Origin of the sequence: Glutamicibacter halophytocola (genome assembly GCF_001302565.1) — a bacterium.
GTDB lineage: Bacteria > Actinomycetota > Actinomycetes > Actinomycetales > Micrococcaceae > Glutamicibacter > Glutamicibacter halophytocola.
This window is the reverse complement of sequence record NZ_CP012750.1, coordinates 3,043,513-3,060,482: the sequence shown is the minus strand read 5'-3', so window position 1 is coordinate 3,060,482 and position 16,970 is coordinate 3,043,513. Positions and strand designations below refer to the sequence as shown.

Annotated in this window: 17 protein-coding genes; 7 read left to right on the top strand and 10 right to left on the bottom strand. The window is 60.5% G+C overall.

Annotated features, from left to right (window positions below; genetic code table 11):
• Positions 1–17 precede the first annotated feature (17 nt).
• The 3 genes from AOZ07_RS14145 to AOZ07_RS14135 are packed head-to-tail and all read right to left on the bottom strand — an operon-like array spanning position 18 to position 3,001.
• The gene (locus AOZ07_RS14145) at positions 18–812 is read right to left on the bottom strand and encodes an ATP-binding cassette domain-containing protein (protein ID WP_060702562.1); all 795 of its coding nucleotides are present in this window, start codon (positions 810–812) and stop codon (positions 18–20) included.
• A complete protein-coding gene (locus AOZ07_RS14140) occupies positions 809–1,855 on the bottom strand; it encodes an ABC transporter permease (RefSeq protein ID WP_060702561.1) in 1,047 nt (348 codons plus the stop codon). Before AOZ07_RS14140 ends, AOZ07_RS14145 begins: the two co-directional genes overlap by 4 nt.
• A 39-nt stretch (positions 1,856–1,894) precedes the next feature.
• A complete protein-coding gene (locus AOZ07_RS14135) occupies positions 1,895–3,001 on the bottom strand; it encodes a substrate-binding domain-containing protein (RefSeq protein WP_060702560.1) in 1,107 nt (368 codons plus the stop codon).
• Positions 3,002–3,157: 156 nt separating this feature from the next.
• On the opposite strand from AOZ07_RS14135, the gene AOZ07_RS14130 reads away from it, so the two are divergent.
• The 4 genes from AOZ07_RS14130 to AOZ07_RS14115 all read left to right on the top strand — a co-directional run bounded on the left by AOZ07_RS14130 (position 3,158) and on the right by AOZ07_RS14115 (position 8,217).
• Positions 3,158–4,156 (top strand): LacI family DNA-binding transcriptional regulator, encoded by a 999-nt coding sequence (locus AOZ07_RS14130; RefSeq protein ID WP_060703486.1) that lies wholly within the window; start codon positions 3,158–3,160, stop codon positions 4,154–4,156.
• A gap of 29 nt (positions 4,157–4,185) precedes the next feature.
• Positions 4,186–4,482, top strand: a complete 297-nt coding sequence (locus tag AOZ07_RS14125) for a putative quinol monooxygenase (RefSeq protein ID WP_257720410.1) — start codon at positions 4,186–4,188, stop codon at positions 4,480–4,482.
• A gap of 190 nt (positions 4,483–4,672) precedes the next feature.
• Positions 4,673–7,288 (top strand): GH32 C-terminal domain-containing protein, encoded by a 2,616-nt coding sequence (locus AOZ07_RS14120; RefSeq protein WP_075972506.1) that lies wholly within the window; start codon positions 4,673–4,675, stop codon positions 7,286–7,288.
• A 110-nt stretch (positions 7,289–7,398) separates the two neighbouring features.
• Positions 7,399–8,217 carry an oxygenase MpaB family protein gene (locus AOZ07_RS14115; RefSeq protein ID WP_060702558.1) on the top strand — a complete coding sequence of 273 codons (819 nt, stop codon included), beginning with the start codon at positions 7,399–7,401 and terminating at the stop codon, positions 8,215–8,217.
• On the opposite strand, the gene AOZ07_RS14110 is transcribed toward AOZ07_RS14115, so the two are convergent.
• Entirely contained in the window at positions 8,218–8,697 is a 480-nt protein-coding gene (locus AOZ07_RS14110) for a DUF6328 family protein (protein WP_060702557.1), read from the bottom strand. It abuts the gene before it with no gap.
• Positions 8,698–8,945: 248 nt separating this feature from the next.
• Here AOZ07_RS14110 and AOZ07_RS14105 point away from each other — a divergent pair, with 248 nt between their 5' ends.
• Positions 8,946–9,260 (top strand): hypothetical protein, encoded by a 315-nt coding sequence (locus AOZ07_RS14105; protein ID WP_194943683.1) that lies wholly within the window; start codon positions 8,946–8,948, stop codon positions 9,258–9,260.
• An 87-nt stretch (positions 9,261–9,347) separates the two neighbouring features.
• On the opposite strand, the gene panD is transcribed toward AOZ07_RS14105, so the two are convergent.
• The 3 genes from panD to AOZ07_RS18470 form a co-directional block, all read right to left on the bottom strand.
• A complete protein-coding gene (gene panD, locus AOZ07_RS14100) occupies positions 9,348–9,770 on the bottom strand; it encodes an aspartate 1-decarboxylase (protein ID WP_060702555.1) in 423 nt (140 codons plus the stop codon).
• Positions 9,771–9,983: 213 nt separating this feature from the next.
• Positions 9,984–11,525 (bottom strand): histidine ammonia-lyase, encoded by a 1,542-nt coding sequence (gene hutH / locus AOZ07_RS14095; protein ID WP_075972618.1) that lies wholly within the window; start codon positions 11,523–11,525, stop codon positions 9,984–9,986.
• A 125-nt stretch (positions 11,526–11,650) separates the two neighbouring features.
• Positions 11,651–12,157, bottom strand: a complete 507-nt coding sequence (locus AOZ07_RS18470) for a DUF3060 domain-containing protein (RefSeq protein WP_194943682.1) — start codon at positions 12,155–12,157, stop codon at positions 11,651–11,653.
• Positions 12,158–12,572: 415 nt separating this feature from the next.
• On the opposite strand from AOZ07_RS18470, the gene AOZ07_RS14085 reads away from it, so the two are divergent.
• Positions 12,573–12,800, top strand: coding sequence for a hypothetical protein (locus tag AOZ07_RS14085; protein WP_060702553.1), 228 nt, complete (start codon positions 12,573–12,575; stop codon positions 12,798–12,800).
• 188 nt (positions 12,801–12,988) lie between these two features.
• The gene (locus AOZ07_RS14080; protein WP_060702552.1) at positions 12,989–13,498 is read left to right on the top strand and encodes a Dps family protein; all 510 of its coding nucleotides are present in this window, start codon (positions 12,989–12,991) and stop codon (positions 13,496–13,498) included.
• 171 nt (positions 13,499–13,669) lie between these two features.
• Here AOZ07_RS14080 and AOZ07_RS14075 read toward each other — a convergent pair whose 3' ends face one another.
• From AOZ07_RS14075 to AOZ07_RS14065, 3 genes are all read right to left on the bottom strand, one after another.
• A complete protein-coding gene (locus AOZ07_RS14075; protein ID WP_060702551.1) occupies positions 13,670–14,056 on the bottom strand; it encodes a hypothetical protein in 387 nt (128 codons plus the stop codon).
• 229 nt (positions 14,057–14,285) lie between these two features.
• The gene (gene hutU / locus AOZ07_RS14070; protein ID WP_060702550.1) at positions 14,286–15,956 is read right to left on the bottom strand and encodes a urocanate hydratase; all 1,671 of its coding nucleotides are present in this window, start codon (positions 15,954–15,956) and stop codon (positions 14,286–14,288) included.
• 217 nt (positions 15,957–16,173) lie between these two features.
• Complete coding sequence (locus AOZ07_RS14065; RefSeq protein WP_060702549.1) at positions 16,174–16,965, bottom strand: IclR family transcriptional regulator; 792 nt, start codon at positions 16,963–16,965, stop codon at positions 16,174–16,176.
• Between the last annotated feature and the right edge of the window lie 5 nt (positions 16,966–16,970).

Here is a 16,970-nt window from a genome sequence, read left to right as displayed (position 1 = left end):
CTGGGCGCCAGCTGGCCTTAGGCGGTGGCGGCACCAGTCATGATGGCTACCGCATCGGTCATGCTGTGCGACTGCGGGGTGATGGTCGCAGCGCACTTGCCCAGACGCTGGATGTGGATCCGGTCGGCCACGTCGAAAACGTGCGGCATGTTGTGGCTGATCAAGATCACCGGCAGGCCCCGCTCGCGCAGGTCGCGCACCAGCTGCAGCACCTGGTTCGATTCGCGCACGCCCAGTGCTGCGGTCGGCTCATCGAGCACCACTACCTTGGAGCCGAAGGCCGCTGCGCGGGCCACGGCCACCGCCTGGCGCTGGCCGCCGGAGAGGTTCTCCACCGGAACGGTCACATCCTGCAGGGTCGAGATGCCCAGACGGGTCAGCTCCTCGCGGGCCTGCTGGCGCATGCCTTTGCTGTCAAGCATCCGCAATACGCTGCCCAGCAGCCCCGGTTTGCGGATTTCGCGGCCCAGGAACAGATTGGAAGCCACATCCAAGGCGGGGGAGACCGCCAGGTTCTGGTACACGGTTTCAATGCCATGGGCCCGGGCATCCTGCGGGCGCTTGAAGGAGACCTGCTGGCCGGAAACGTGAAGCTCGCCGGAATCCGGGATCTCGGCGCCGGTCAGGCATTTGATCAAGGTGGACTTGCCGGCGCCGTTGTCGCCGATCACCGCCAGCACCTCGCCGGGGTACAGGTCCAGGCTCACGCCATCCAGGCCAACGACGCGGCCGAAGGTCTTCACCAGATTGCGGGCCCGCAGGATCGGTTCGCGGGTTTCTGCCTTGGCAGCAGCTGAATCAGTCATGGTCATGACTTTGCCTTTCGAATCCACTGGTCCACGGACACAGCTACGATGATCAGAATGCCTACTGCCAGGGTCTGGTACAGCACGTCCAGCCCGGCCAGCGACAGGCCATTGCGGAAGACACCGACAATCAGTGCGCCGAGCAAAGTGCCCCAGACTGAGCCGCGACCGCCAAAGAGGCTGGTTCCGCCGATCACCACTGCGGTGATCGAGTCCAGGTTCAGGTCCAAGCCCGCATTCGGGCTGGCCGAGTTGGTGCGGCCGATCTGCAGCCAGGCGCAGATGGCGAGCACCGCGCCGGCGGCAAGGTAAACGCTCATCAGCACGCGGTTGACCGGAATACCGGCCAAGCGGGCCGCTTCCTTGTCATCGCCCACCGCGTAGACGTGGCGTCCCCAGGCGGTCCTGCCCAGGATGTAGGCGATCACCAGGTACAGGGCCAGCATCACGATCACGCCGGCGGAAATACGCACCGAACCGATCGGGAAGGTGGTGCCGGTCCAGGTCAGCAGGCCCGGCATATCGCTGCCCCGCACGGTGGCGCCGTGCGAATACAGCAAGGTCAAGGCCAGGTACACATTGAGCGTACCGAGGGTGACGATGAACGGCGGCAGCTTGAGCCTGGTGACCAGGAAGCCGTTGATTGCACCTGTCGCAAGACCAGCCAGCAAACCGATCAGCAGGGCCACAAGGGCCGGAATTCCCTGATTTACAGCCGTCTGCGCCATGACCATCGACGCCAAGATCATGCCGGCACCCACCGACAAATCAATGCCGGCGGTGAGAATGACCAGGGTCTGGGCAATGGCGATGGTGCCGACCACCGAGACCTGCTGGGTAATCAACGACAGATTTTCCACGCGCAGGAAGCGCTCGTTGAGCAGCCCGAAGACGATCACCGAAATAATCAGCACGAGCGCCGGGCTCAATGCGGGATAGCGGTGCAGTGTTTGGCGCACCTTGCCCAGCGTCGTTTGGCGGTCAAGGAATTCTTCGGCGAGGTCGACCTTCCCGGAGTTCGGGGGACTGTCGGTATGTTGCTGTGTCACGATAAATCCTGATCTATTGGTAGGTGCAATCCTCGGGGGCTACTTGCCCCAGCAGATCTTTGAAGCTTCTGCCGCGTCGATGCTATCCACACCGCTCATCTTTTCTTCGGTCACCAGCTTGCTGCCGGTGTTGAAGAAGTCCAGGCCTTCGGTGGTCTCTGGCTTCTCGCCGGTCTCGGCCAACTTGGTGATGGCTTCGACGCCCAGCTCGGCCATCTTCACCGGGTACTGCTGCGCGGTTGCGTCGATGATTCCCTGCTTCACATTGGAGACACCTGAGCAGCCGCCATCGATGGAGACCACGAGGGTATCCTTCTCCTTGCCGGCGGCTTTCAGGGCCTCGTAGGCGCCGGCAGCAGCTGGCTCATTGATGGTGTAAACGACGTTGATATCCGGGTTGCCGGCCAGCAGGGTTTCCATGGCGGTGCGGCCGCCGTCTTCGGCGCCCTGGGAAGCCTGGTTGCCGGCGATTTCGTAGTCGCCGCCCTTGCCTCCGGTGTATTTGCCGGACTTGGCTTCGTCGCCATTGACCTTGTCATCAGCGGTGTCGATGCCCATGCCCGTGAGGAATCCCTGGTCACGGGTGTAGTCAACGGAAACGATCTTGTCGTCGAAAAGGTCGACCATGCCGATGACGGCCTTTTTGCCGTCCAGCTTTTCGGCGGTCCACTGGCCGATCTGCTCACCGGCGGCAAAGTTGTCGGTGGCGAAGGTGATATCGGCGGCATCGGCAGGATCCGGAGGGGTGTCCATGGCGATGACGTAGAGGCCGGCATCGCGGGCCTTCTTCAGTGCGTCAACCACCGATGGTCCGTTGGGGGTGATGAGAATGCCTTTGTCGCCGTCGGAGATGGCGTTTTCGATGGCCTGGATTTGAGTGGCTTCATCGCCATCGGATTTGCCGGCGGCCAGCTTCAGGTCCACACCGCTGGTCTCCGCTGCCTTCTTGGCACCGTCTTGCATGGAAACGAAGAACGGGTTGGTGGTGGTCTTCACGATCAGCGAGACACCGACATTGCCGTCGCCCGATGCGCCTGCGGATGAATCGCCCGAGCAGGCCGAGAGCGACAGGGCGGCGAGCCCCAAGACTGCTCCTGCTGCCAGCATGCGGGTGGTGCGGGTTCGACGAGTGCTGAAATTTGCCATGTGGTGCTCCTTTGCGAGTGGGCTTCTCTACTGCCCTGACAACGTGATCATGTAGAATGTAAGCTGGATCACAAGCGGTAGTCAATAGAAAGAAGAAAGAATTTGACAACGATGTCAGAACTCAATGTCGGCGGCGGTGCCAAATCCCGCCCAACTATGCGACATGTGGCAGCTTTGGCCGGCGTTGGCATTAAAACTGTTTCACGCGTCATGAACGAGGAACCTGGGGTCTCGGAGTCAACGAGGCAAAAAGTCCTGCTGGCCTCGAAGCAGCTGAATTATGAATTGGATGTCACAGCAGGAAGCCTGCGTCGCTCAAGCAGGCGGACCCAAACTGTGGGCTTGCTGCTTCCCAGCGTCTCCAACCCGTTCAGCGCCGAAATCCACCGGGCCATGGAAGATGCGCTGAGCCTCAAAGGCGTAGCGGTTTTCGCCGCCAGCCTGGACGATGAACCCGAGAGGGAAGAATCCATGGTCCGCGCGTTCCTCGGGCGCCGCGTTGACGGCATGGTGCTCACGCCAATTGCCAGTAACCAGGCCCATGTAATTCCGGAGCACTCCAGGGATTTGCCGGTGGTCTTCATTGACCGCGAACCGGTGGGGCTCAAGGCGGACGCGGTGGTCACGGACAATGCGGTCGGTGGCGCCAAAGCGGCTCAGCACCTGTACGAAGTTGGCCATCGGAAGATCGGCTATCTCGGTGACCGCACGGACATTCAAACCGCTCGCGAGCGCCGGCGGGGATTCATAGATGCGCTGAGCGAGCTCGGCATTTCGACCGCCAGCATTCCCGTCCGGGAAAACCTGCACGATGTCGAAAGCGCCAGGCTCGCCGCCATTGAAATCCTCACCTCGGAGAACCCGCCTACGGCCCTGTTCTCCAGCCAGAACCTCGTCACCTTCGGGTGCATGCGAGCCTTGCGCGAACTGGGACTGAACCACACGGTGGCCCTGGTGGGATTCGATGACTTCACGCTCTCGGACATGGTGGATCCCGGCATCACGGTGATTGCCCAGCATCCAGAGAAAATTGGCGCGCTGGCGGCCGAACGGCTCATGGCCAGGATCGAAGGCGATGCCCAGCCGCCCCAAACCTACATCGTTGAAACCACCATGATCATTCGCGGCTCCGGGGAAATCCCGCCCGCAGCCTAAGCGCCTCACCCACTATGGAAGGAAAATCCGTGGACCAGAAGACCCTCTATGCAGAATTCACCGTCAAGGAAGGCAGTGAAGAACGCGTGGCAGAAATGATGAATGACCTCGCGCAAAAGGTGCGCGAAGAACCGGGGAACATCCTCTTCCTTCCCTATGTGCGCGAAGAGCGGCCTCGCGAATACTTCGTCTTCGAGATCTACGCCGATGAGCAAGCCTTCCAGGAGCACATCACCGCCGACTACGGAGCGGTCTTCAACGCCGAACTCGCTGAGCATATTGAGTCCGATGCCTCGGAGCTGACGTGGCTTCGCCCAGTTGAATAATTCGCCGTAGCTGCACAAAGCGGCCTCGCTGGCACTGCCCGGCGGGGCCAATTGCCATGCCTAAAACCCTGTCTGATCTGTAAAAATAATACTTTTTCGGGACTCTTGAATTGTCTGCTGGACTTCGCCTACAGTCCTTGCTGTCGACAACGTTGTCCACAACGTCGCCCTTCAATCAGAGAGTCCAGCAATGCCTCCATGTACTGCGCGAACCAAAAAATCAATCGCCCTGGCCACGGCCGCCAGCTTGTGCTTGGGCGTAGGACTAGCTGGCGCCCTGCCAGCTGCTGCCGCCGAACTAGGCGACGAACCCTACCGCCCCGGCATCCACTTCACCCCGGAAAAGAACTGGATGAACGACCCCAACGGAATGGTCTATTACAAGGGCGTCTACCACCTGTTCTTCCAGCACAATCCCCAGGGCAACGTCTGGGGCAACATGTCATGGGGGCACGCCACGTCCAAGGACCTGGTGCATTGGGAACAGCAGCCGCTGGCCATTGCCGGCGATGCAGAAGAGGACATTTTCTCGGGCAGCGTTGTCGTGGACACGCACAACACCTCGGGACTCGGCACAGCCAAGAACCCGCCACTGATCGCCATATACACCAGCGCGTATAAGGAGGGTGCCGAATACGCCGGACTGCAAGCCCAATCCTTGGCCTACAGCCTGGATGACGGGCAGACCTGGACCAAATACAAGAACAACCCGGTGCTCAACCGCAACTCGGCAAACTTCCGGGACCCCAAGGTCTTCTGGTACTCCGGCGATGATGGTGGAGGCTACTGGGTCATGACCGCTGTGGAGGCAGCAGATCACAAGGCCGTGCTCTACAAGTCCAAGAACCTCAAGGACTGGACCAAGCTCAGCGAATTCGGACCGGCCAACGCCACCGGCGGCATTTGGGAATGCCCTGACCTGTTCCCGCTGGCGGTCGACGGCGACCCCGAGAACGTCAAATGGGTCATGGTCATCAACATGAACCCCGGAGGAGTCTCGGGCGGCTCCGCAGGACAGTACTTCGTTGGCGACTTCGACGGAACCACCTTCACCTCCGAAACAACCAAGCCAGCACCCACCATGCCGGAAGGCAAGCTGCTGGCTGGATTCAACGACGGAACGTACAACGGCTGGACCGTCACCAATGATCCGGCCAGCGGCGAAGGAGGACCGTTCGGTGCCAAGCCGGCAGGCGGCACGATTCCAGGGCAACAGAAAGTCACCGGCTACCAGGGCGCCGGGCTGGTCAACTCCTTCCTCGGCTTCGACCAGCCGACCGGCACCATGCTGTCGGACCCTTTCACCGTTGAACAGGATTATCTGAACTTCCTGGTCGGCGGCGGAAAACATCCCCGTGTCAGCGACAAGCGCGACAACAAGGCCCCGGCAGGCGAGCTGCTTTTTGACGGGTTTGAGGTTCCCGAAGGCTCCGACCTCTCGGACTATGGCTGGACCGGCACCGGTTCCCTGGTCCCCGAAAACCTGCCCTTCGCCGGTGGCGGCAATATGGCCATTGGAAGCCATATCATCAACACCTACGAAGTGGGAGCTGGCGGCGATGACCAAATGGGCACCGCCAGCTCGCCTGAATTCGCCATTACCAAGAAGCGCATCGGCATGCTCATTGGCGGCGGGCACCGGCGCAATGATCCAAGCCAGAAGCTTGAAGTCCAGCTTCTGGTCAATGGCGCCGTGGTCGAGTCCCTGGCAGGCGACAATGCAGGGGCCATGAACTGGAAGTCGTTTGATACCGAGGCGTATAACGGGCAGAACGCCCGGATTCGCGTCGTCGATCAAGCCACCGGCGGGTGGGGACACCTGACCTTGGACCACATCGTGCAGACCGACGAAGAAGTAGTGCCACGCTCGGATGAAACGACAGTCAACCTCGTGGTCGATCACCAGACGGTTCGCACGATTACCGGATCCAACAGCGAGAGCCTGGACTTCGCCTCATGGAACGTGAAGGAATTTGCCGGCAAGCAAGCCCAAATCGAGATAGTCGATAACAACCGCGAAGGATGGGGGCACATCCTGGCCGATGAGTTCACCCAGTCCGATACCGCTGCGCAATCTTCGCTGGAAAGCTATGACTGGCTGGACTACGGGCGCGATTACTACGCGTCGGTTTCCTTCGCCAACATGCCCCAGGACCAGCGGATCATGCTCGGATGGATGAACAACTGGGACTATGCCAACGACATTCCGACTTCTCCATGGCGCAGCGCCATGTCGCTGCCTCGAAAGGTGGAGTTGACCCAGACCGCGCAGGGGCCTCGCCTCACCCAGGCGCCGGTGGAACAGGTCGGCAAGCTGGGCGGCAAGCCACAGTACATGGAACACAACAAATCCATCAGCGAGGGAACCCGCACGCTGCCGCAGGCGGCCTCCGGCTCCATTGCACGGGTGGACCTGGTTCTCGACCCGGGCACCGCCAAGACCTCGGGCATTACGGTCCACGGCGATGCCACCAGCTCCACGGTGATCGGCTATGACGCCGAAAGCAAGAAGGCCTACGTTGACCGCCGCAACTCGGGCAATACCGGATTCCATCCCGGCTTCGCCTCGGTTGAGCAGATGCCAGTGAAGCTGAACAGCAATGGCGAGGTGGTACTGCGGGTCTATCTGGACCGTTCGTCGGTTGAGGTATTCGCCCAGGACGGCCAGCGCACGTTGACCGATCAGGTCTTCCCGAACCAGGGGGCTGACCGGCTTGGAGTCTTCGCCCATGGCGGCACCGCGAAGCTGAAGTCGCTGAAGGTCACCGAGCTCGAGCCATCGATGTTCACCTCGGCAACCCGGTAGGAGATGCACCTCGGACAACACGGTGGATGCGGCCACAGAGCATAGTGCGTGGCGGCATCCATCGCGCTGTTTTATGCGCAGGCACAGGCTCACCGCCTAAGATCGAAGCCATGAGCAGGCACGTTCGAAAAACTGGTGAACCGAGCGCATTCTCGCGCGTTGCCCCAGAAGGCGGCCTGCTCCTCGGGGCCGGGCGGGCGATCTTGATGCAACTGGCCCATCCGCAAATTGGCGAAGCCATCGCCCAGCACTCCGACTTCGCCAGCAATCCCTTGAGCCGGCTCATGCACACGCTCGGCTACATCTATGCCTTGAGCAACGGCACCGCGGAACAACAGCGCACCATGATCGCCTACGTCAACGACGCGCATCGAAGCGTCCGCGGAACGCGCAATGAAGCAGAAGGAACCCCAGCCTATTCGGCGTTGGATCCGCGATTGCAATTATGGGTTGCCGCCACGCTTTTCGACTCGGCCCGTGTCATTGCCCGGCAGGTACTGGCTGGCGATGCCGCCCACGACGAAGAGCTCTACCAGCAGTACTTGTTGCTGGGCGAGGCCTTGCAGATGCCCAAGGATTTGTGGCCAGCTACGATCCAGGATTTCGACCTGTACCTGGAGCAGGCGCTGGCAGCTCTCAGCACCACCGGCCGGACCCGGCAACTTGCCGAAGACCTTTTTGCCGCGCGCAATGCGCCGTGGTGGATCCGCGCCTGCTTGCCCCTGATGCGGGATGTCACCATCGCCCAGCTGCCAGCGCTGGTGCGCGATCAATTCGGGTATGAACTAAGCAAGAAGGTCCATCGGCGCAACGCGGTGGCCATTGCCGCGGCCCGGATGGCGAGCCGGGTCCTGCCTACCGCTATCAGGCATCTTCCGATGAAGATCATGCTTCGCCACGTCGACCGGATGACCCCGGGCCAGCACTGATCAGCCAGCGTCCCGCGCGCGGGCCGGAAGCAGAATGCGCGGCAATGCCAAGAGCAGGAACAAGGTTGCTAGCACCAGTCCGCCACCGATCCACGCGCCAAGCTGCCAGCCGAACAGCACCTGCAGGACAAACCACACACAACCCGAGACCAGCAGGCCAACGCCGACGCCCACTATTTTCAGCACGATGTGCCCAAGGGCCACCGTCTGCTCTTTGAGCCGCTGGCCAAAGAAGTATCGGTGGACTGCTACCGGGGTGATCAGCAGCAAAATCAGCAGCGTGGCAGCAACCAACAAGACGATGTAGATCGTTTCATCGGATCGGCTGAGCATCTCGAAGCGCGCCTGAAACGGCAGCACCACCAAGAACGCAGCGAGAATCTGCACGCCGGTTTGCATGACCCGCATTTCCTGGAGCAATTCGTTCCACTGCCGATGCGCGGCACCATCACTGGTATCCGGGTGGGACCGTGTGTTCATGGGAGAACTCCTGGAGCAATCTTGGCTGGAAAGCGGCTATTGGCTGATGCCTCGAACTATGCCAACCCTGAGCACATCTGGCAACAACTGCCTGGGCCTGCTCGTCCATACTGTCGGCACTGCCCGCTACATTGGGCACATCGGGCTAGGAGAGGACAGAGGCGATGGCCATGGCGCAAGAAAACAGTTCTGGGGGCAGTCTTCCCGACTGGATCCATTCCGCGGAAGGCTTTGAGGATGTGTGGTCCATGCCCAATCGCGGTCTCGCCTGGTGCGATTGCGGGGATGACCATGAGCTGACCGAAGACTTTGTTTTCAAGACCTTGATTGAAATTGGCCTGGAGCCTTCACGCATGCTGACCCATGAAGAACTCACGGAGCTCACTGCGGCCGTGTGGATGCATGACGAGGCCTGCCGGTTCTTCGAGCTCGCAGTAGAAGAGGCTGCCAAGGCGATCCATGGCGGAGTCGACGAGATCTACCCGCTGCGCCATAACCTGGAGATCGTCGGGTACTTCTCGAAAACCTGGCAAGGATGCCCCGAAGAGGACTGCCGCAGGTGAAACGCGGGAGCGCTGAACCTGCGCAACGGCTTGACCGCCATCGAAAAACCTTGCAGCCAAGCCGCCCGGAGTGGCCAGCGCTGTCAGCTAGCTGCTGCGCAGCTGGGCAAATGGCGGAGTCTGCACGCCGTCGACGACTGCCTCGGCAGGGTCATCGCCCAGGTGGATGATGCGGTTATCGGCATCAACGTGAACCACACTGGGAACGTAGCTGCGGGCTTCGGCATCCTCCATCTGCGCATAGCTGATCAAAATGACCAGGTCACCCGGGTGGACCAAGTGCGCTGCGGCGCCGTTGATGCCGATCACGCCGCTGCCGGGTTCGCCAGCGATGGTGTAGGTTTCCAGGCGGGCGCCATTGGTGATGTCGACGATGCTGACCAGTTCACCGGGCAGGATGTCCGAGGCGGCAAGCAGGTCGGAGTCCACCGTCACCGAACCGACGTAGTGCAGATCCGCTTGCGTTACAGTGGCCCGGTGGATCTTGGATTTGAACATGGTGCGTTGCATGGAATCAGACGTCCTTGGATGATGCGTAGTCTTTCGAACATCAAGTCTACGCTTTGACCTTGTGGCCAGGACAACGCGGCGAGTGCCATCAGGCCTGCGGCCGCCAGCTGGCATCCCGGTGTCCATAGGCGGTAGTTAAAAAGTGCGTCCCCGAAGAACCGGTAGGTTCTTCGGGGACGCTTGACGACGCCTTGCGGCGACCTGCGCTACAGGTTATGCAGGCAGGTGAGCTTCGAGGGCCTTATGCACCGAGCCATTGGCCAGCAGGTCATAGGCTGCTTCCAGTTCTGCGGAAAGGAAGCGGTCCTGGCCGGGTCCTGCAACCTTGCTGCGCAATACTTCAAGCACCGCACCGGTCGCTGGGCCAGGCTTCAATGGGGCACGCAGGTCCAGTGCGCGGCCGGCAATCAGCATTTCCACTGCGAGGATGCGGCGGAGGTTCGCTACCGAGGTGCGCAGCTTGCGCGCGGCATGCCAGCCCAGAGAAACGTGGTCTTCCTGCATGGCCGAGGATGGGATGGAGTCAACGCTGGCAGGAACTGCCAGCCGCTTGTTTTCTGCCACCAAGCCGGCCTGGGTGTACTGGGCGATCATCATGCCGGAGTCCACACCCGGATCGTCGGCCAGGAATGCCGGCAGGTCGCGGGAGCGGGCTGGGTCGAGCATGCGGTCGGTGCGGCGCTCGGCGATGGAGCCGAGGTCGGCCACGGCGATGGCAAGGAAGTCCAGCACGTAGGCTACCGGTGCGCCGTGGAAGTTGCCGTTGGAAGTCACTTCGCCGCTGGGCAGCACCACAGGGTTGTCAATGGCAGCAGCCAGCTCGCGGGTGGCGACCAGGCGGGCATGAGCAATGGTGTCGCGGGCGGCACCGGTGACCTGCGGCGAGCAACGCAGCGAGTAGGCATCCTGCACTCGGCCGTCTCCCTCGCGATGCGAGGCAACAATTGGCGAGTCGGCCAGGAAGGCGAACATGTTCTGGGCGCTGCGGCCCTGGCCTGGGTGCGGGCGCAGTGGTTCGTGCAGTTCTGCGCGGAATACCTGATCGGTGCCCAGCTGGGCTTCAACGCTCATGGCGGCGGTGGCATCGGCGATGTCCAGCAGCTCATCGAGGTCCGCCAATGCCATGATCAGCTGGCCGAGCATGCCGTCGGTGCCGTTGACCAGAGCCAGGCCTTCCTTTTCTGCCAGTTCGACAGGGGTCAATCCGGCCTCGGCGAACAGTTCCGGTACCGGGCGGATGTTGCCGTGGGCATCGGTGGCTTCGCCCTCGCCCATCAGCACCAATGCGCAGTGCGACAGCGGAGCCAAGTCACCGGAGCAGCCCAGTGAACCATATTCGCGGACTACCGGAGTGATGCCTGCATTGAGCATGCCGACCATGGTCTCAAGGACGACCGGGCGAACGCCCGTGCGGCCGGAAGCCAAGGTCTTTGCACGCAAGAACATCAATGCGCGGACCACTTCGCGCTCTACCGGCTCACCCATGCCAGCAGCGTGGGAACGGATGAGGGAGCGCTGCAGCTTGGCGCGATCCTCGGGTGCGATGTGGCGGGTAGCCAACGCGCCAAAGCCGGTTGAAATGCCATAAACCGGGGTATCAGCGGATGCCAGTGCATCGATATGTGCTCGGACGGAAGCCAGTTCCTCAAGTACTTGCGGAGAAATGCTGATGTGGGCTTCGTGGCGGGCAACAGCGATAACGTCGTCTGCGGTCGTGCCACTTAGGCCAAGTGTTATTTGAGGAGCGGAAGCCATGGCAATCAAATCCAATCGTTGCGGTACAAGGAAGTCTCTAGCTTCCATTGTTCGGCAGTTGAGATTAGCTGGTGGCCGATAACTGGGTGATGTGTCCGAAATACCGGACGCGCTCGACAGGCGATTCAGTAGCCTAGATCCACGCCGGAAAGGGCATCCGGGCCAAGACGGTTCGACTGGCCGGAGTCGTGGGCTGAAGCGTTGTCGTTCCGCCACGCTACCAAGTTGCCAACCCCGCTGGCACCGACGTCCTCAATATTATTCACTGCCACGATATTGCCGTTTCCGGATATGGACAGATCCTTAATGCGGCCGCCGACGACCATGTTTCCAGTGCCTGTGATTTCCACCTGTTGGCAATTGCCGATGAGCTTGACCATCTCGCCATCCGAGTCGAGAGTCATTTTTCCGGTGCACTTTTTCTCGATGGCTTTGGCTTCTATGATTTCGAAGGCCTGAGAGAAGGAATCCCCACCAGTCTCCTTCGGAACTGTGCCACTGCCTGTTGCTTCACCATCAGGATTCTTGGCGCTCGGGGTGACAGTCCCCTCAATGGGTGGAGTGTTTTCGGCGGGCGCAGTCGTGGGTGAACTTGACGGACTCTGCCCATCATTCGAGGGTTCAATACTCACGCACCCGGCGAGGGTCGCAGCCAGGAGCCCGGTCGCAAGGGATAGTCCACAGACTTTGGCGAGGTGAGAATACATGTCCATCCTGTCGTGTCGGCAAATTGTCCCCAGATTCGCATGAACCTATTGGCTATTGTCCTGCAGTGCGGTCGCTAATGCACGGTCACCAGAAACTACTGCTGGAACAGACCACCAAGATGACCAGGAATTCACGCATATTCTGAGGTCAGAAGACACTAGAGTTGCGCATGAATCAGGCCTACTCTGTATCTATCGACAATACCGTGTGCGTATGCGCGCACGTTTAGGAGGCAATGTGGGAACACGCGTCAGAGAATTCGCCGGCTAGCAGTAGACATGGACAAGTCGCTGCAGCCTGGTCGGTTCATTTGTTTATGAAAGATCACTGGAGTGAAAGATGCCTAAGAAATCTCTTGGATTAGGTCTCGTTGTTGGTGGCGGAATTATCGTCGCCTTGTTTCTCATGTTCATACTCATCACACCGGCTGCTGATGCGCAGGCCATGACACCCATGTGGCTCGGAATCATCTGGGGCGGTCTTGCCATGTGTTGGGGATTCTTCAGGCTGATTGTCGGACCGTCGTCGTTGGACCACCCGCACGGTGGAACTGACGCAGGGTCATAGGGAATGCTGGCGAGCACTTGGTGCTCGCCAGCATTGTGCAACCTTGGCATCTCATGTCCGAACCCTGAATGCCTTCTCAAAGAAGCGAGATAGATTCGGAATCGGGTCTGTCCAGAAGTATCGTGCGGTGAAGGGCATCGGAATTCTTTCGGTGCCGACAACGTCAACTTCAATGCAAGGGAGATGCCGTGACGGACATCAAGAAGACCACCGCGAAGAAAACGACGAAAGAAAACGCAGAGCACGGATTTGTGGCTTCCGAGTCACTCCGAGATGCCCTGCAATTAGTGCTCATCCAGCTATTGGACCTCCAGTTGGTAGGCAAGCAGATTCATTGGAATGTCGTAGGTCCGAATTTTCGAGATCTGCACCAGAACTTGGACGAGGTCGTCGGCATTGCCCGCAAGGGGTCTGACGAAATTGCCGAACGCATGCGCGCATTGCACGCTACTCCAGACGGGCTAGCTTCCACGATCACCAAGTACACAAAATTGGAGCAACCTGTCACTGGGGAAATTCTGACCAAGGACGCTGTCGACATGGTTGTGAAAGCGGTTCAGACCACCGTAGGCGTCATCCGCGACGTGCATGATCCGGTCGATGAAGAAGATCCCACAACGGCTGACATCTTGCATCAGTATATTGCTGACCTTGAGCAACAGACATGGTTCATCAGTGCTGAAACCCGTCGTCCGTAGAGGACGGGCAACCGCATTTGGTGTAAATGACCTACGCTGAACGCAGAGAAATCGCTGTTCCCCATGTTCAAGGGGAACAGCGATTTCTTTGCGTGGATCTTTTCTGCAAGAAATAGTTCTGTAGAACCAGAGAGCATTGCTCTGCAAAGCCAATAGCTTCGGAGTTGTAGACTAGAACCCTTCGCTTTGGCCCAGGTTGCCGAATTCCTGCACTGCATCGTCGTTGCTGTCGCCGTAGGACTCGCCCACATTGCTGTCGCTGTACGATTGCTCTTCGTTGTCGCTGTTGGGCTGGCTGTCGTTGTCGTCGCCGAAGGAGTCTTGGCTGGACTGTCCTTCGTTGTTACCGCCGTATGACTGTTCTTCGTTCTCGTCGCCGAAGGAGTCTTGGCTGGACTGTCCTTCGTTGTTACCGCCGTACGATTGCTCTTCGTTGCTGTCGCTGTACGACTGTCCTTCGTTGTACTGCTGCTCATCCGATGAGCCGTACCCGGCGTTTTCCTCGGACTGGACGTTCTCGAAATTGCCGAACTGCTCGTTTGAATCCTGCTCAGACATAATGTCCTCCGTGGGTCGGTCGTTTCTGACGTGTTCCACGCTAAGCACGCGAAAAATGGCCTACAAGGCTTAACTGGAAGCTCTGAGGCATTCGCCATTTCACGTTAATGCAACGTTCACTACACCCATGTCAGGGGCAATTTTCAATCACTAAAGGACGGTTAAAGCAAGAGGTCCGCGCGTCTTGCCAGCTGATCAGCAGGCAAGGCGCGCGAACCGCCTAATGGACTTATTTGCCCTGCATTGGAATGCGCACCGAACGCTCCGCTGCCACTTCCTCTGCACGTTCGTAGCCTGCATCCACGTGGCGGATGACGCCCATGCCTGGGTCGTTGGTCAACAGCGCCTCGAGCTTGGCTGCTGCCATCTCGGAGCCATCGGCCAGCGAAACCTGGCCAGCGTGGATCGAGCGGCCCATGCCTACGCCGCCGCCGTGGTGGATCGAAACCCACGAAGCGCCGGAGCTGGTGGCGGTCAGGGCGTTGAGCAGTGGCCAGTCGGCGACTGCATCCGAGCCGTCCTTCATGGATTCGGTTTCGCGGTACGGCGAAGCTACCGAACCGGAGTCGAGGTGGTCGCGGCCGATCACGATCGGTGCGGACACCTTGCCTTCGGCAACCAGCTTGTTGAAGAGCAGGCCGGCCTTGTGGCGCTCGCCGTAGCCCAACCAGCAGATGCGTGCCGGCAGGCCCTCGAACTCGACCTTCTCAGCGGCTGCATCCAGCCAGCGGTGCAGGTGCTCGTTCTCCGGGAACAGTTCCTTCAGCGCCTCGTCGGTAACGCGGATGTCCTCCGGGTCGCCGGAGAGCGCAACCCAGCGGAATGGGCCCAGGCCCTCGCAGAACAGCGGGCGGATGTAGGCAGGAACGAAGCCCGGGAATTCGAAGGCGCGGTTGTAGCCGCCCTTGCGGGCCTCGTCGCGGATCGAGTTTCCGTAGTCGAAGACCTCTGCGCCGGCATCCTGGAACTCGACCATAGCCTGGACCTGGGCTGCCATTGAAGCCTGGGCCTTCTTGGTGAAGCCGATAGGATCTGCCTTGGCTTCGGCGTCCCACTGTTCCATGGTGTATTCGGTCGGCAGGTAGCTCAGCGGATCGTGGGCCGAAGTCTGGTCGGTGACGATGTCGATGGCGAACTCGCCGGCCTGGTGGCGCTTGAGCAGTGCCGGGAAGATCTCGGCGGCGTTGCCGACGTAGCCCACGGAGAGCGGACGGCCTTCGGCCTTAGCGGCCAATACCTTTTCCAGCGCCTTGTCCAAATCCAGCTCCACCTCGTCCAGGTAGCGCTTGGAAACGCGGCGGCGCAGGCGGGACTCGTCCACGTCGATGATCAGCACCGCACCGCCATTCAAGGTGACCGATAGCGGCTGCGCGCCGCCCATGCCGCCGCAACCGCCGGTCAGGGTCAGGGTTCCGGCCAAGGTGCCGTTGAAACGCTTCTTGGCAACTGCCGCAAAGGTCTCGTAGGTGCCCTGCAGGATGCCCTGGGTGCCGATGTAGATCCATGAACCAGCGGTCATCTGGCCGTACATCATCAGGCCTTCGGCCTCCAGCTTGCGGAAGTGCTCCCAGTTGGCCCAGTCGCCGACCAGATTGGAGTTCGCAATAAGGACTCGCGGAGCCCACTTGTTGGTCTTGAAGACGCCGACCGGCTTGCCCGACTGAACGAGCAGGGTTTCATTGTCTTCCAGGTCCTTGAGGGTTTCAACGATGGCATCAAATGCTTCCCAGGAGCGGGCAGCCTTGCCGGTGCCGCCGTACACCACAAGATCCTCGGGGCGCTCTGCCACCTCGGGGTCGAGGTTGTTCATCAGCATGCGCAGTGGGGCTTCGGTGGCCCAGGACTTGGCGGTCAGTTCGGTGCCGCGTGGCGCGCGGACAACTCGTGGTTCGTGGCTCATGAAGATTCCTAACGATGTAATCTAGCTAACTACTTACATCATTGGCCATCGAGCAGCCGCTGAGTACCTCGCAATCACCGGACTTGTCTGGGATTTCAGATCCATGGGTTGAGCGTGGTGCTGCGTGGCGCCGCATCCCACGGCGATCCTGCGCGGCAGGCTGCCGGGAGGTGCCGCACTGGCAATCCGGCATCATCATGTTTCGACGCCGTTTTCTCTAGCCGGCCATCGAGGGGCCCGCCGGACGCTTTCCCTGAATTCGCGTGGTGATCAGTGCCGCGGTCGAACGGATCTGCTTGAGCAGCTTGTCCCACTGTTCCTCGGGCACCCGGTCTGCCAGGAAGGTAACTGCCACGGCGGCCACCGGCCAGTTGCCGGCATCCCGGATTTCCACCGCGAGCGAGTGGAAGTCCGGGGTGACATCCCCTCGTTCCACTGCGTAGCCGCGCTGCGAGCACTGCTCCAGCTCGCGGCGCAATTGCGCGTAGCCGGTGATCGAAGAGCGTTCCACGCGATCCGAGAAATTGGCCGCGCTGGGATACAGCGCGCGCACCTGGGATTTGGGCAAGGCCGCCAAGATGGCCCTTCCCGAAGCAGTCAGATGCGAAGGCAAGCGCACCCCTACATCGGTGACCAGCGACGGGCGGCCTTTGGCGCGTTCTTCCACGATGTACAAGACATCGGATCCATGCAGGATTGCCAGATGCGCGCTCTCGCCGACCTTGTCCACCAGCTGGGCGATGAGCGGTGCGCCAAGCCGGGCCAGCGGTTCCTGCCGGGTGTAGGCGCTGGAAAGCTCAAAAGCCGCGATCCCCAAGCCATAGGACTTGTCCTCCGGATAATGGGTGACAAATCCACGCTCGTTCATGACCGCGAGCAGCTGGTAAACGCTGGAGCGGGGCAAATCGAGCAGGGTGGCAATCATGGCTGCCGGAGTAGGAGCCTTCCTGCTGGCCAGCAGCTGGAGGATCCTCAGGGTGTTATCCGATGCCGGGACCTTGCTACCCATGTGGC

What these genes read in the sequence shown, in the direction of transcription:
- AOZ07_RS14075 (WP_060702551.1), bottom strand. Translation starts at nt 14,056, where the DNA reads ATGTCTGAGCAGGATTCAAACGAGCAGTTCGGCAATTTCGAGAACGTC.
- hutH (WP_075972618.1), bottom strand. Translation starts at nt 11,525, where the DNA reads ATGGCTTCCGCTCCTCAAATAACACTTGGCCTAAGTGGCACGACCGCA.
- AOZ07_RS14130 (WP_060703486.1), top strand. Translation starts at nt 3,158, where the DNA reads ATGCGACATGTGGCAGCTTTGGCCGGCGTTGGCATTAAAACTGTTTCA.
- panD (WP_060702555.1), bottom strand. Translation starts at nt 9,770, where the DNA reads ATGCAACGCACCATGTTCAAATCCAAGATCCACCGGGCCACTGTAACG.
- AOZ07_RS14110 (WP_060702557.1), bottom strand. Translation starts at nt 8,697, where the DNA reads ATGAACACACGGTCCCACCCGGATACCAGTGATGGTGCCGCGCATCGG.
- AOZ07_RS14065 (WP_060702549.1), bottom strand. Translation starts at nt 16,965, where the DNA reads ATGGGTAGCAAGGTCCCGGCATCGGATAACACCCTGAGGATCCTCCAG.
- AOZ07_RS14135 (WP_060702560.1), bottom strand. Translation starts at nt 3,001, where the DNA reads ATGGCAAATTTCAGCACTCGTCGAACCCGCACCACCCGCATGCTGGCA.
- AOZ07_RS14120 (WP_075972506.1), top strand. Translation starts at nt 4,673, where the DNA reads ATGCCTCCATGTACTGCGCGAACCAAAAAATCAATCGCCCTGGCCACG.
- AOZ07_RS14115 (WP_060702558.1), top strand. Translation starts at nt 7,399, where the DNA reads ATGAGCAGGCACGTTCGAAAAACTGGTGAACCGAGCGCATTCTCGCGC.
- AOZ07_RS14105 (WP_194943683.1), top strand. Translation starts at nt 8,946, where the DNA reads ATGCCCAATCGCGGTCTCGCCTGGTGCGATTGCGGGGATGACCATGAG.
- AOZ07_RS14085 (WP_060702553.1), top strand. Translation starts at nt 12,573, where the DNA reads ATGCCTAAGAAATCTCTTGGATTAGGTCTCGTTGTTGGTGGCGGAATT.
- hutU (WP_060702550.1), bottom strand. Translation starts at nt 15,956, where the DNA reads ATGAGCCACGAACCACGAGTTGTCCGCGCGCCACGCGGCACCGAACTG.
- AOZ07_RS14145 (WP_060702562.1), bottom strand. Translation starts at nt 812, where the DNA reads ATGACCATGACTGATTCAGCTGCTGCCAAGGCAGAAACCCGCGAACCG.